This is a genomic window from Akkermansiaceae bacterium (genome assembly GCA_024233115.1).
Classification (GTDB): domain Bacteria; phylum Verrucomicrobiota; class Verrucomicrobiia; order Verrucomicrobiales; family Akkermansiaceae; genus Oceaniferula.
The window spans coordinates 82,633-96,943 of the sequence record JACKQB010000005.1; the positions used below are offsets into that span (position 1 = coordinate 82,633).

Here is a 14,311-nt window from a genome sequence, read left to right on the forward strand (position 1 = left end):
GCAGTGCCAATGGCAGCGCGATATAGCCCCGTCCGCCCGACGAACTATCGACTTCTTTTTATGGCTCAGCTTTTCTCAGTGCGTACACTTATCACCTCCCTTCTTCTCCTCTTGCCCGGTATGGCATTTGCAGGGGAGGAGGCCCACGCCCTGCCGCTCTACGCCGAGGAAATCATCGACGGTGTGCCGATTACCAACTCGATGGTCATGGTCTGGTTGGCGGCCGTCATCATCATCGTTTTCTGCCGGTCCGCAACCAGGAAAATGAAGCTGGTCCCGACCGGGCTGCAGAATTTCGCCGAATGGGTGGTCGAGAGCCTCTATACCTTCCTTGAGGGCATTCTGGGCAAGGATCTTTGCAAGCGGACCTTCTGGTTTTTTGCCACCATTTTCCTGATGATCCTCGTCTGTAACTGGTCGGGCCTCATTCCCGGCATGGGCACGGTCGGCCGGATCGACAACGGCCATTACACCCCCTTCCTGCGCGGTGCCAACGCCGACCTGAACATGACCGCCGGCATGGCCATCACCTTTGCCCTCCTCTGGGTCTACTGGGCCGTCAGCGAAAACGGCATCAAGGGCTTCCTCGCCCACATTTTCGCCCCCAAGGGCAAATTCGGCGGCCTGATGAAGATCTTTATGATCGTCATCTTCTTCGCCGTCGGCCTGCTTGAGGTGGTCTCCATCCTGATGCGCCCGGTCGCGCTGACCTTCCGTCTCTACGGCAACATCTTCGCCGGTGAGAATATCCTCGAGTCGATGATGCACGCGGTGCCCTCCTATCTCGCCTGGCTGCCCCCCATGCCGTTCTACTTCATGGAGCTTCTGGTCGGCCTGATCCAGGCCCTTGTGTTCATGCTCCTTACCGCGGTCTTCCTCAAACTCATCTGCGACCACGGCGACTCCCACGACGAGGAGCACGCCCACTAATTTTCAAACAACCCTTTCCCCGATCTGACCATGGGCAAACCGTGGGGGTCGATGAAAACAACAATAACCAAAACCAACCAACCAAAAACCATGACACTCGAACTCATTGAAATGCTTGCAGCTGAAGGTCTCCGCGGAAACCTCCACGTCGGTCTCGCAGCCCTCGGTGCTGGACTCGGTATCGGTCTCATCGGCTCCAAAGCCGCCGAAGCCACCGGTCGTAACCCAGGTGCACAAGGTGGTATCCTTACCATCGCCATCATTCTGGCGGCTCTTGTGGAAGGTATCGTGTTCTTCGCGATCTTCCTTGCCAACAACGCCCAGTAATCTACCTGGTGTGGGGGTCATCATCCGGTGACTCCCACACTCTCTTTTTCCTATCTACTCTACACTCTTTCCGGCATGATTGACTCTTTTAACTTCCTCGCCAGCAACGCGATTACCGAGGTAACCGACCCGTTTAATGTCAAATGGTCGCTGCTCATCGCGCAAACGATCAACTTCCTCGTGGTTGCTTTCGTGCTGAAGAAATTTGCCTTTGGTCCCATCCAGAACATGCTGGAGCAGCGCCGTATGCGTATTGCCGAGGGCGAAGACAAACTGAAACGCATCGAGCAGCAGCTTGCCGACTCCGAGCAACGCACCCAGGAGGCCATCGATAAAGCCAACGCGGACGCCCAACGCCTCATCTCCGAGGCCAAGGAGAGCGCCGCCTCACTTTCAGAGAAAAAAGCCCAGGAAGCCGTTGCCAACGCCCAGCAGATCCTCGCCAAGGCCGAGGAAGCCGCCAAGGCCGAGCGCAAGACTATGGCCGCCGAACTCAAAAAGGAATTTGGCCGACTCGTCACCGCCACCACCGCCGCCGTCACCGGCAAGGAACTCACCGATGCCGACCAAAAACGCATCAACGAGGAGGCTCTCAAAAGTGTCGAAGGCTAACGGGCTTTCCTGATAACTTAATAACCATTAACGGATAACTGATACAGTGAAAGTCTCCAAGGATGCCGCCCGCGCCGCCCGCCGGATCTATCGCCTCTGCGCGCCGGAAGGTCGACTCGATGAGGATAAAATGCGCTCTGCCTTTAAAAAGATAGGTGCCGCCAAGCCTCGCGACTACCGCGCGATCATGCACTCCTTGCTTCGTCTGGTCCGTCTCGATGAGGCAAGCCGCCAGGCATCTATCGAAAGCGCCACCGAGCTTGATACCCCCAGCCGCGTCCGTATCGAGGAAAGCCTCAACACCCAGTATGGTGTCGGTCTCTCCTTTTCCTATAACACCGATCCCGCGCTCCTCGGTGGGGTCAAAATCCGCGTCGGCAACGACGTTTGGGACGGCAGTGTCCAGTCCCGCCTCGACCGCCTCACCAACGCATTTTAAATGCTCTTCAATCTTCAAACTGAAAACTTCAAACTAATAACGCCATGAGCAGTATCCTCCAGGAACTTGAACAAGAAATCGCCAACGTATCATCGTCGGTCGCAAAAAGCAACGTCGGCACAGTCCGCACCATCGGTGACGGTGTCGCCAAGGTCGAAGGCCTGAGTGACGTGGCCCTCAACGAGATGATCGAATTCCCCGGCGGCCTCGTCGGCCTCGCCCTCAACCTTGAGGAAGCCGAAGTCGGTGTCGTGCTCCTCGGTGACTCCCTCCACATCAAGGAAGGTGACGAATGCAAGACCACAGGCAAGCTTCTCTCCGTTCCCGTTGGCGAAAACATGCTCGGCCGCGTTGTCGACAACCTCGGTCGCCCGCTCGACGGCAAAGGCGAGATCGAAGCCGCCGATACCTACCCGGTCGAAAAAATCGCCCCCGGCATCATCAAGCGCAAGTCCGTTTCCGTTCCCGTGCAAACCGGTATCATGTCCATTGACGCCATGATCCCCATCGGCCGCGGCCAGCGTGAGCTGATCATTGGTGACCGCTCCACCGGAAAGACCACCATCGCCGTCGATACCATCATCGCCCAGGCCCAGCAGAACAAGGCCGCCGCCGAAGGCCGCCTGAAGGATCACGATCCCCTCTACTGCATCTATGTGGCCGTCGGCCAGAAGCGTTCCAACATCGCCCGCACCGTGCAGACCCTCGAAGCCGCAGGTGCCATGGAAAACACCTGCATCGTTGCCGCATCCGCCTCTGACTCCGCTGCCAACCAATACCTCGCACCCTACACCGGTTGCGCCATTGGTGAGTATCTGATGGACCAGGGCAAGGACGTGCTGATCGTATTTGACGACCTTTCCAAACACGCCGTGGCTTACCGCCAGGTGTCCCTCATTCTCGGCCGCCCATCCGGTCGTGAGGCGTTCCCCGGTGATGTGTTCTACCTCCACTCCCGCCTTCTTGAGCGTTCCGCGCGTCTTTCCGATGCCGCCGGCGGTGGCTCCATGACGGCCCTGCCGATCATCGAAACCCAGGCCGGTGACGTTTCCGCCTACATTCCCACCAACGTGATTTCCATCACCGACGGTCAGATTTTCCTGGAAACCGACCTGTTCTACCAGGGTATCCGCCCCGCCATCTCCGTCGGTCTCTCCGTTTCCCGTGTGGGGTCCGCCGCCCAGACCAAGGCGATCAAAAAAGTCTCCGGAACCACCAAGCTCGACCTTGCCCAGTTCCGTGAACTCCAGGCATTCGCCGCCTTCGGCTCCGACCTCGACGATGCCACCCAGGGCAAGATCGACCGCGGCCAGCGCATCGTCGAACTCTTCAAACAGAACCAGTACAACCCCAAGTCACTCGAAATCGAGGTCGCCGTCCTCTGGTCCATGCAGAACGGTCACTTTGACGATGTCGATGTCGAGCGCATCAAGGAATGCCAGAACGCCCTTGAAGAATACCTCACCAACCGCAAGGCCGATCTACTTCAGCTCATCGCTGACGAGAAAGCCCTCACCGACGGTGTCACGGAAGGCCTCCAGCAAGCCCTCGCCGACTTCAAAGCCTCCTGGAAGTAACCCGGCTCCCAAAGCCGGAACACTCTCCCCCAATAACGGATAACCAATAACTATTCTCTAACCCGTGGCCAACCTTCGCGACATCCGCCGGCGTATCAAGTCGGTTAAAAGCACCTCGCAAATCACCAAGGCGATGCAGCTCGTTGCTGCCGCCAAGATGAAGAAAGCGCAGAACCAGGCACTCGCAGGCCGCGACTACGCCGACGAGCTCAACAAGGTGCTCACCAACCTTAAGGCGAACGTCGATGAAAATTCCCATCCCTTGTTTGAGAAGCGCGAGGGCGGTAAAAAGCTCATGCTGGTGATCAGCACCGACAAGGGTTTGTGTGGTGGTCTCAATACCAACCTGCTCAAGAAGGTGCGCAGGGAGTCGGATAAAAACACCCACTTCGTCACTGTCGGTCGCAAGCTGCGCACCGCACTTGCCAAGACGGGTGAGACCTTGATCGCCGATTTCCAGATCACCGATCCACTGCCCTTTGCCGAAGCCCGGCCGATTGCCAAATTCCTCACCGAGAAATTCCTCAGCCGTGAATACGACTGTGTGCAGGTCGCCTTCACCAACTTCATCAGCACCCTGCGCCAGGACCCATGGGTCGCCCAGCTGCTGACCATCGAGGCAGACACCCTTGCCGAAAAACGCGCCTACGAAGGCGTTGGCAAGGAAATGGTCGCGGAAACCGATAAAGAGGCAGCACTTGCAAACGACTACCTGTTCGAGCCCGACCCGAAAGCCGTGCTGAACACCCTGTTGCCACTCTACATCAACTTCCAGGTCTACCAGATGCTGGTCGAGTCCATCGCCTCCGAGCACTCCGCCCGTATGGTCGCCATGAAGTCGGCCACCGACAACGCGGAGCAGATGGTCAAGGACCTCACCCTCGAATACAACAAAGCCCGTCAGGCCGCGATTACCTCCGAGCTGCTCGAAATCACCACGGCCCAGAAAGCCATGGAATAGAGTTAAACTCCAAATTATAAACTCCAAAAACCAAGTAAGACGCTTCCGTGTATTCTGTGCCTTCCGTGGTTTAAAAGTTGATTTAGCAATCCAAGAAAAACCCTTCAAACCTCCACCTGAAAACTTCAAACTAAAACACCATGTCTAACAAAGGAACCATCGTTCAAGTCATCGGCGCCGTTATCGACGCTGATTTCTCCAAGGCCGACAAGCTGCCCGCTATCTACAACGCTCTCGAAGTCACCTACAACCTCTACGGTGAGGAAAGCACACTCGTGCTCGAAGTCCAGCAGCACCTCGGTGACGGCTGGGTGCGTGCCGTGGCGATGAGCACTTCCGACGGTCTCAAGCGTGGTGTCGAGATCACCGATACCGGAGCTCCTATTTCCGTTCCCGTTGGAGCCGGTGTGCTGGGTCGTATCTTCAACGTCACCGGCGACGCCGTGGACGAGCGTGGCCCGGTTGCCCACGAGAAGAAATACCCCATTCACCGTCCTGCCCCTCTGCTGGTTGACCAGTCGACATCCGCCGAGATCCTCGAGACAGGTATCAAGGTCATCGACCTCATCTGCCCCTTCACCAAAGGTGGTAAGGTGGGTGCCTTCGGTGGTGCCGGTGTGGGTAAGACCGTGGTCATCATGGAGCTCATCAACAACATTGCCAAGGGACACGGTGGTTACTCCGTCTTCGCCGGTGTGGGTGAGCGGACCCGCGAGGGTAACGACCTCTACGAGGAAATGTCCGAGGCTGGCGTTATCGACCAGAACGACCTCTCCAAGTCCAAGGTGGCGCTGGTCTACGGCCAGATGAACGAGCCTCCGGGCGCCCGTCTGCGTGTGGCTCTCTCCGCCCTCGCCATGGCTGAATTCTTCCGTGACGAGGAAAACCAGGACGTGTTGCTCTTCGTCGACAACGTGTTCCGTTTCTCCCAGGCAGGTTCCGAGGTATCCGCCCTGCTCGGCCGGACGCCCTCCGCTGTGGGTTACCAGCCAACCCTCGCCGAGGAAATGGCCAACCTCCAGGAGCGTATCACCTCCACCAAAAAAGGCTCCATCACTTCCTTCCAGGCCGTTTACGTGCCTGCGGATGACTTGACCGACCCCGCTCCCGCCAACACCTTCGCCCACCTCGACTCCACCGTCGTGCTTGAGCGCTCCCTGGCCGAGCTTGGTATCTACCCGGCTGTGGACCCTCTTTCCTCCGTCTCCAACGCGCTCGCTCCCGAGATCGTCGGTGAAGACCACTACCGCGTCGCCCGTGGTGTCCAGAACGTGCTTCAGCGCTACAAGGACCTGCAGGACATCATCGCCATTCTCGGTATGGACGAACTTTCCGATGAGGACAAACTCATCGTGTTCCGCGCCCGTAAGATCCAGCGTTTCCTCTCGCAGCCATTCCACGTCGCCGAGATCTTCACCGGCACTCCCGGCCAGTACGTTTCCATCGAGGACACCGTCAAGGGCTTCGATGAAATCCTCGAAGGCAAACACGACAAGGTCCCCGAGTCCAATTTCTACATGAAAGGCGGCCTCGACACCGTCGACCTCGGCTAATTCAATTGTTCATTTTTCAATCATCCATTCGTTCATTGCAATGCTCCACCTCGAAATCGTCACACCCGAGAAGAAAATCTTCTCTGATACCGTCGAAGACGTCTACCTCCCCGGTGAGGAAGGTGAGCTCGGGGTGTTGGAAATGCACGCCGCCCTCGTGACCTCCCTGAAAGCCGGAGAGCTTCGCTACCGCAAGGACGGTGAGGTCAATGAGCTGGCCATCGGCAATGGTTTCGCTGAAGTCACCCAGGAAAAGGTCACCGTCCTGACAGACATGGCCATCGGTGAGCAGGAAATCGACGAGGCGGCTGTGGAAGCGGCCATCAAGAGCGCGGAAGACGCCCTGCACGGTCTCAAACACGACCACAATGCAGAGGAGGTAGCCCACCTTCAAGCGATGATCAGCCAGTCCCTCGCCAAGCTCAACCTGAAGCGCAAGCGTCGCAAGCAGATATAAACTGGCTCCGCAAACCCAGGCCCAAGCCTTACAAGCAAGTCTTACAAAACCCCGGGGTGCCTGACAGCACCCGGGGTTTTTTCTTTGGTTGAAAACAGATCAGCTGGAACGTCCTTCATCACGGTCGATGAGTTCAAATACACTCATCTCCGGTGACCAGTCGAAACCCTTGTAAAGACGTTTCATCGCAATCTTGAGCATGCGGTCCATCGGATACCCCTGCCTGCCCAGATTGGGTGCCAGCTCGTTCCAGGCACACCGCTTTGTTTCAAAACCGTCCACCGACATCTCCAGCCACCCTGCGAGTTCGGCATCCGTTTTTCCAGTCACTGCCTGAATGGCCTGCTCGATTGTTAGACCAAAGTGGCCGAGGAAATGTCCGTCGACCCCTTGCGGGTGCCCCAGGGCGGCAACAAATTCCTCTGGTAACTCGCCGGCGTGGTGTTGTCGGATCTTATCGATCAAGCGAGCCCAGTGCATGGTGTCTGCCACTGACCGGTCATAGGGGGAGCGTGGGTAGTTCATGGCCCCAGTCTACGTGATGCAGTATTCCAGGAAAGCTCCTATTTTTCACTGTAAAAGCAGGTGATTCTATGGTCTAACCACGTCGCAGGCCGGAATCTTTTGTTACCCCGGCCGCTTTTTAACCCATAGCTGCCAGCTGGTCACATGATCCATCTTGTCATTGTCACGCGCGAGAAGACGTACTTCTCAGATTCCGTAGAAGAAGTCTATCTTCCCGGTGAGTCGGGTGAGTTGGGGGTGTTGGCAATGCACACCGCCCTGATGACCACCCTCGTAGCCGGGGAACTTCGATACAGCAAAGACGGTGAGGTTGTTAGGGTTGCGGTAGGTAGTGGTTTTGCCGATGTCACCCAGCACAAGGTGACCGTGTTGACCGACATGGCCGTCGGTGAACACGAGATCGATGAGGAAGCCGTGAAAAAGGCCAAGGAGCGTGCCGAGCGGGCACTCGCGGGCATCGATGTCAATGGTGACCACGATACCGACCAGATAGCGCGTCTGGAGGTGGCACTCAAGCAATCGATCGCCAAGCTCAAGGTCAAAAACCGGAAGTACTTTTAATCGCCCCCCGGACCCGGGAGTCATGCATGCTCTAACAGGGTATTGGCTGGCCTGGTTCTAAGGCTCGAAGAAACGTAGACGATAAAAGACGCGTGTCCCGGTCGGCACGGTGGTATCGGTCCAGCTATGCGTCGTGCCTGTTGCGGTAAAGCTGTGGACGTCTGACCAGCCTGCCAGGTCGGTTGACCTCTGGACCGTGTAAGCGACCGATGCCAGCAGCTGGCTCATGCTGAGATCGACGTCGTTTCCGTTCGCCACGGAGGAGATTACGGCTGTGGCGATACCGTTGACCCGCCACGCCAGGGAGAAATCCGCAGAACCCGAGTTACTGGTGACCTTCAGGCTGTAGGTGGTGTTAGGGGATAATCCGGTGTTCCAGAGGTGTTCGATGTTGTCCAGGGTGCTGTCGCTTGACTGGATCAACGTCCCCGACTGATTGAGCAGTTCGAGCCGTAGATCGGCGAGGGTGCGATAAGTGTATAAACTGCCTATTTTTCTAACACCCCTCTGCCAGACCAGGGTGGATGACAGGGTGATGGGGGAACTGTAGTCGGGTGTGGTGAACGTGTAGGTCACCGACTGGCTGGTGCTGGCGTTATTACGGCTCCATCCCCGGAAATTGACCGTGCCTGGGGCGGATTCCGCATTTTCGATAATCCGGTAACTGTGGAAAATATTCAACTCGCCCGCGCCATAGGTGGTGTCGAGTGGTGCCGTGCTTGTCTGCGACCAGTTGGGGAATTCCTCCTTGGTGGCACCGGTCATCAGGCAGGCCTTGATGGTGTCCGGGTGGGTGGCGTCGGCATTGCTGGCCAGGGCCGCCTTGGCGTAAAGCAGCGCGGCGGCTGACGACACGGCGCCGGTGGCGTAACTGGTGGCAATGGTCGAGGAGACGGACACAATTTCAGGCTTCTGTCGCCCCGGTCCCGGGTAGTTGGCGGGTGTTGTGCCATGGGAATGTAAACCGTCGGTGCGGCCAACCGAGATCGCGTTATAGGCACTGCCGAAAATCGGCGGGATGGTGCCGCTGCTGCCATTGTTCATGCCAACCACATTGATGACACCGCTATCCTGGGAAAAAAAATCGAAACGTTTGATCAGTTCGTTGAAGCTGGTCTCTTGCAGCGCATTGGCAGCGGCGATATAGGCGTGGCTCATGACCGCCGCCGAACTCGTACCCACCGATCCGGATGTTTTGAGAAAGTTGTTGAGGAAATCGTCCGCACTCCGCACCCCCACGCTGCTGGCGCCGGTGAGTAGGCTGGTGGTGGACCCGTAGTAATTCAGCCCGACGGTGGTGGCGTGCCCTGAAAAGTTCGAGCTGGTGTTGCTGATGTTGGTAAAGGTGATACCGGAAAATGCGCCGGTCCCTGTATTCGGCATGTAATCCGTGCCGGCCTCGGTCATTTCCAGATAGAGGTTGCTGCCGGTCGGAATACCGGCACCGGCATAGAGTTGCAGTTTGTCCCAACCAATCTCCGTCCTCCAGTCGGCATTCACCGCAGGATGCATCATCCATACGGCAACCAGGGAAAGCAGTGGAATTTTAAATGGAACGGTCATCGCGATGTACGACAAGGGTGGCTGAAATGCGGCGATTTTTCGCATTGATTACAAAAATAACTGTAAAAAGCGAGCAATATATGGTCAAACCCCCGCGCCATACTGGCTGTCGTCTACCGTCTACCAACCACCGACCACTGATTCAATGAACGTCTCACTTAACTGGCTTAACGACCACCTCGACCTCTCCCACATGTCACTCCAGGAAATGGATGACCTGCTGACCTTCGCAGGTGTCGAGGTGGAGGCCATCCATCAAAAGGGAGTGCCGTCCGACAGGATTGTCGTGGCCCAGGTCAAGTCCGCCGAACAACACCCGGATGCGGACAAACTGAAAGTCTGTATGGTCGACGCCGGCGAGGGCGAACTGCGCCAGATTGTTTGTGGCGCGCAAAACTATGCGGTCGGCGACAAGGTCCCATGTGCACTTCCCGGCGCCGATCTCGGAGGCGGTTTTGTCATCAAGGAAGGCAAACTCCGCGGTGTGGAATCCAGGGGCATGCTCTGCGGCGCGGATGAAATTGGCATGGTGTCCGAAGTCGACGGCCTGATGATCCTGTCCCAAGACCTGGAGATCGGCAAACCGCTGCAGCAAGTCTTTGATACCGACACCATCATCGAGGTGGAGGTCACCCCCAACCGCCCGGATCTGCTCTCCCACACCGGTATCGCGCGCGAGCTTGCCGCCTTGGCGGGCATCGAGCGCAAACATCACGCCATCACAGAGCCTGACACGGCTTCCGGTGAAGGTGTCGTCCAACTCTCCGCCCCCGATTCCTGCCCCTTCTACACCGCCGTCAAAATCTCAGGCGTCACCGTGGCTGAATCCCCCGTGTGGTTGAAAACCAAACTCGAAGCCATCGGCCTGCGACCGATCAACAACATCGTTGATATCACCAACTACGCACTCCATGAACTCGGCCATCCACTGCACGCATTTGATGCCGCCAAGGTCGACGGCGCTCTCGATATCCGTATGGCCGCAGACGGCGAAATTTTCAAAGCGCTCGACGAGGCCGACTACACCCTGACGAGTGACGATGTGGTCATCTCGGACGCCTCCGGCCATGCGCTCGCGCTCGGCGGCATCATGGGGGGGCTCGACAGCGGGGTCACGGAAACCACCACCGACATCATCCTCGAATCCGCTTATTTCACCCCGGCGAAAATCCGCCGCAGCTCACGCCGCCTGCTGCTGAGCTCGGATTCCTCGTATCGTTTTGAACGTGGCAGCGACCCGCAGCAGGTGCTCCCATCCTCCGCTTTTGCCGCCAAGCTGATCGTCGAGCTCGCCGGAGGTAAGATCGAAGGCCCAACCGCACTTGCCGGGGAAGCACCCCAGCTAACAGGTGAGGTGGCACTCGATGAAGCCAAACTCAACCAACTGATGGGCGGTTCTATTTCGCTGGCAGACGCACAGGGGATTTTAACCCGCCTCGGATTGGAACAACTCGGCGGCAATCTCTGGAGTATCCCAAGCTACCGGCTCGACCTCCACCGCCACATCGACTTGGTCGAGGAAATTGCCCGTGTGCACGGACTCGACAACGTTCCATCGCGCTTCAGCGGCACCTTTGCCCACGAAAGCGAGATCGATGCCGCCTACGATTACCAGATGTGCGTGCGTAACAAGCTCGTGGCCCTCGGGTTCTATGAAACGCAAACCATCAAGCTGATCGCCGCAAGCTCACCCGATCTGATGACGGCCCAGATGGATACTGCGCTCCCCCTCCGCCCTCTCCAGGATGGTGATGTCATCCGGGTGGCGCTTCCGCTCAGTGAGGACCACGCCATCATGCGCCCGTCTCTAACACCCGGCCTGGTCGCTACCGCCGCACGCAATATCCGCCAGGGCGCCAAGTCACTTCGCCTGTTCGAAATCGGCCGACAGTTCCGTAACGTCGGTGGAGGCAAGGCAAATGATCTTGAAGCCGACTCCCTGGCAATGCTGTTAGGTGGCGAGCGCCGCCCCGCCACGTGGTCGGTCAGGTCAGGCTGCCAGGGGCGCATTGACGCCTTCGATGTCAAGGCCGCCATCGCCGCGCTGCTTCCGACCAGGGACATTCAATTCACCCCGCGTGACCGCGAGGGGTTCATCATCGCCGCGGACGTCCAGTGCGATGGCAAGCCGATCGGCGTGTTTGCCCAGCTCAGTCCGGCGAAGTGCCGTGACCTCGGAAGCGACTCCCCCATTTACCTGGTTGAGCTCGATGTGAAAAAATGCCAGCAGCTTGGCACAGGAGCCGTCCAGGTTGACGGGCTTCCCCAGTTCCCCGGCTCAAGCCGTGATGCCGCCATGGTGGCTCCCATCGACCTTGCCAATGCCGAGATTGAAAAGGTGGTCAAAAAACACAACGAGATGCTTTTGGTGTCGTCGGCCTGTTTCGACCTCTTTACCGACCCGACGGGTGAAAAAATGCCCGTCGACAAAAAATCCATCGCCTACACCTTCCACTACCGGTCCCCTGACCGCACCTTGAAAGCGAACGAGGTTGACCAGGCACACCAGAAGCTGCTCGACAAGCTCAGCCAGGCCTTGCCGATCACATTTCGATAGGAATTGCGGCCACCAGGACGCGGAAAATTATAGAAAATATGGTTTATTCCCGTATTGGGACGGCATTTTGTGGTGGTTGAATTTATTTTTCGCCCTCTAAAAGCCCTTGTTTATGAGGGAATTACATAAATTACGACAATTAGGCGAAGAAAGTAGTTTACATTTATAAAAAAGTAAGTAAACATACACAGGTCGAGCGGGACGTCCCAAACGTTTCACTCGATTGACAAGGCAAAGGAAAATGTCATCCCTCCCAAACAAGCTGAAGCTGTCCTCGTGGCAACCGAAGCCTCCCCACGGTTGACACTATCCCTAGCTACCAACAACTAAGGATACCAAGAGGACACAGTTGCACCCTTACATTCTCTCCATATCCCCACAATGAATAACTGACAGACGTTCCCCCAAGAAAAGAAAGCAGTTCCCCTCCGAAAAAAAGCCCCCGCTCTCCATCCCCTTGGAGAAGCGGGGTTTTTCTTGGATGCCAGGGAGTGCGGACACTCTTGTCCGCATTATTCGGCATGCCGGTGGACAAGAGTGTCCACCCTCCTCACGCCGTCACCGAGCCGCGGTCGTCGTCGAGGCCTGACTTTTCAAGGTAGTATTCATAACCACCCGCATAGCGGGTCAGCTGGCCCTTGTCGACGTGTAGGGTGATCTTCGCGAGGTTCTTGATAAAGTGAACGTCGTGGGAAATGAACACCAGGGTGCCCTCGTAGTGCTTGAGTGCTTGCAGCAGCGCCTCGATGGAAATGATGTCGAGGTGGGTGGTCGGCTCGTCCATCAGCAGCAGGTTGGGTGGATTGACCAGGAACTTCACCAGATTGAGTCGGGACTTCTCGCCACCGGAAAGGACACGGACTTTTTTATGGACATCGGCACGCCGGAATAAAAAGGACCCGAGAATCGAGCGGGCTTCCTCCTCACGCATGTCGCCACCACTGGCCATGACTTCTTCGATCACGGTGTTGGCTTCGTTCATCGACTCGGTGCGGTGCTGGGAATAGTAGCCGAGGCGGGTGTTGTAGCCGCAGTTGCGGGTGCCGCTTTGAAACTCCAACTCACCGGCGAGGATTTTTAGCAGGGTGGATTTACCGGCGCCGTTAGGTCCGACCAGCACCATGCGGTCGCCACGTTCGACCGTGAGATCGAGACTCTCGTAGACAACCTTGTCGCCGTAGGCCATATGGATTTTTTCAAGCTCAATGACCTTCTGGTTAGAGCGCTGTGGCTGGGGGAAATTGAATTTAAACACCTTGCGCGGGGCGATGGGCTTGGGGAGACGCTTCATCTTCTCAAGCGTCTTGATCCGGCTCTGCACCTGGGCGGCCTTGGAGGTGACCGACCGGAAACGGTCGATGAACTCCTGGACGCGTTCGATTTCCTTGTTCTGGTTGCGGTAGGCCTGCACCTTCTGGGTGTAGCGTTTGTTACGCTGCTTGAGGTAGGCGGTGTAGTTGCCGGTGTAGGAAATGAGTTGTTCCTCATCGATCTCGTAAACGGTTTCGATCAGCGCGTCCATGAAGTCGCGGTCGTGGGAAATCATCAGCAAGGCACCCGGGTAGTTCAGCAAATAGCGTTGCAGCCAGATGAGGGCGGTGAGGTCGAGGTGGTTGGTGGGCTCGTCCAGCATCAGCAGATCCGGCTCCTTGACAAGCAGCTGGGCGAGGTGGGCGCGCATGATCCAGCCACCGGAGAATTCGCGGGCGGGTTTGTCAAAGGCTTCAGGGTCGAAGCCGAGACCTGACAGGATCCTTTTCGCCTTGGGCTCAAGTTGGTAGCCGTTGGCAGCTTCGAATGCGTCCTGTGCCTTGTGGTATGCGTCGGTGTCGGTTTTGCCGGTGGCGTCACCCTCGCGCATGGTGCGGACGGCTTTGATCAGTTCGGGTGTGATACCGATGGCAATTTCCAAAACCGTCTCGTCGCCCGGGTCGCCTGCCTCCTGGGCGAGGTAACCGACGATTGCGTAGTCGTCCACCTCGACACTACCCGCATCGGTGTCCTCCTCCTTGAGGATCATTTTGAAAAGAGTCGACTTTCCGGCACCATTGGGTCCGACCAGAGCGACGCGTTCGCCCCAGTTGATGGTCATGTCCGCATCCTCAAAAAGAGTGCGGCCGCCGAGGGATTTAGTGAGTTTTCTAATGATGAGCACGCGGGGTGCTTACCTTAAAATAGGCGATTGTCACCCCAAAAACGGCGTTTTTCGAGGGTCGGGTAGCAGGAGGCAGGAGTTGTGGAGTGCTGAG

At 57.3% G+C, this 14,311-nt stretch carries 13 protein-coding genes; 10 read left to right on the plus strand and 3 right to left on the minus strand.

From position 1 onward, the window contains the following. Nucleotides 1-60: 60 nt before the first annotated feature. From atpB to atpC (H7A51_14265), 8 genes are all read left to right on the plus strand, one after another. Nucleotides 61-930, plus strand: a complete 870-nt coding sequence (gene atpB / locus H7A51_14230; GenBank protein ID MCP5537375.1) for a F0F1 ATP synthase subunit A — start codon at nucleotides 61-63, stop codon at nucleotides 928-930. 90 nt (nucleotides 931-1,020) lie between these two features. Then, nucleotides 1,021-1,257, plus strand: a complete 237-nt coding sequence (locus tag H7A51_14235) for an ATPase (GenBank protein MCP5537376.1) — start codon at nucleotides 1,021-1,023, stop codon at nucleotides 1,255-1,257. A gap of 75 nt (nucleotides 1,258-1,332) precedes the next feature. Further along, nucleotides 1,333-1,869: a F0F1 ATP synthase subunit B gene (atpF, locus tag H7A51_14240; protein ID MCP5537377.1), complete on the plus strand. Its 537-nt coding sequence runs from the start codon at nucleotides 1,333-1,335 to the stop codon at nucleotides 1,867-1,869. A 46-nt stretch (nucleotides 1,870-1,915) separates the two neighbouring features. Further along, nucleotides 1,916-2,308, plus strand: coding sequence for a F0F1 ATP synthase subunit delta (locus H7A51_14245; protein ID MCP5537378.1), 393 nt, complete (start codon nucleotides 1,916-1,918; stop codon nucleotides 2,306-2,308). Nucleotides 2,309-2,352: 44 nt separating this feature from the next. Then, nucleotides 2,353-3,885, plus strand: coding sequence for a F0F1 ATP synthase subunit alpha (locus H7A51_14250; protein MCP5537379.1), 1,533 nt, complete (start codon nucleotides 2,353-2,355; stop codon nucleotides 3,883-3,885). 64 nt (nucleotides 3,886-3,949) lie between these two features. Next, nucleotides 3,950-4,846 (plus strand): ATP synthase F1 subunit gamma, encoded by an 897-nt coding sequence (atpG, locus tag H7A51_14255; protein ID MCP5537380.1) that lies wholly within the window; start codon nucleotides 3,950-3,952, stop codon nucleotides 4,844-4,846. A gap of 140 nt (nucleotides 4,847-4,986) precedes the next feature. Continuing rightward, the gene (gene atpD, locus H7A51_14260; protein MCP5537381.1) at nucleotides 4,987-6,399 is read left to right on the plus strand and encodes a F0F1 ATP synthase subunit beta; all 1,413 of its coding nucleotides are present in this window, start codon (nucleotides 4,987-4,989) and stop codon (nucleotides 6,397-6,399) included. Nucleotides 6,400-6,439: 40 nt separating this feature from the next. Next, nucleotides 6,440-6,856, plus strand: a complete 417-nt coding sequence (atpC, locus tag H7A51_14265) for an ATP synthase F1 subunit epsilon (protein MCP5537382.1) — start codon at nucleotides 6,440-6,442, stop codon at nucleotides 6,854-6,856. Between the two features lie 99 nt (nucleotides 6,857-6,955). On the opposite strand, the gene H7A51_14270 is transcribed toward atpC (H7A51_14265), so the two are convergent. Then, complete coding sequence (locus H7A51_14270; GenBank protein ID MCP5537383.1) at nucleotides 6,956-7,381, minus strand: DUF5069 domain-containing protein; 426 nt, start codon at nucleotides 7,379-7,381, stop codon at nucleotides 6,956-6,958. Nucleotides 7,382-7,525: 144 nt separating this feature from the next. On the opposite strand from H7A51_14270, the gene atpC (H7A51_14275) reads away from it, so the two are divergent. Next, the gene (gene atpC / locus H7A51_14275) at nucleotides 7,526-7,942 is read left to right on the plus strand and encodes an ATP synthase F1 subunit epsilon (protein MCP5537384.1); all 417 of its coding nucleotides are present in this window, start codon (nucleotides 7,526-7,528) and stop codon (nucleotides 7,940-7,942) included. A gap of 57 nt (nucleotides 7,943-7,999) precedes the next feature. On the opposite strand, the gene H7A51_14280 is transcribed toward atpC (H7A51_14275), so the two are convergent. Continuing rightward, a complete protein-coding gene (locus tag H7A51_14280; protein MCP5537385.1) occupies nucleotides 8,000-9,505 on the minus strand; it encodes a hypothetical protein in 1,506 nt (501 codons plus the stop codon). 145 nt (nucleotides 9,506-9,650) lie between these two features. Between H7A51_14280 and H7A51_14285 the strand changes: the two genes are divergently transcribed. Then, a complete protein-coding gene (locus H7A51_14285; protein ID MCP5537386.1) occupies nucleotides 9,651-12,062 on the plus strand; it encodes a phenylalanine--tRNA ligase subunit beta in 2,412 nt (803 codons plus the stop codon). A gap of 550 nt (nucleotides 12,063-12,612) precedes the next feature. Here H7A51_14285 and H7A51_14290 read toward each other — a convergent pair. After that, nucleotides 12,613-14,217: an ABC-F family ATP-binding cassette domain-containing protein gene (locus H7A51_14290; protein MCP5537387.1), complete on the minus strand. Its 1,605-nt coding sequence runs from the start codon at nucleotides 14,215-14,217 to the stop codon at nucleotides 12,613-12,615. Nucleotides 14,218-14,311: the final 94 nt, after the last annotated feature.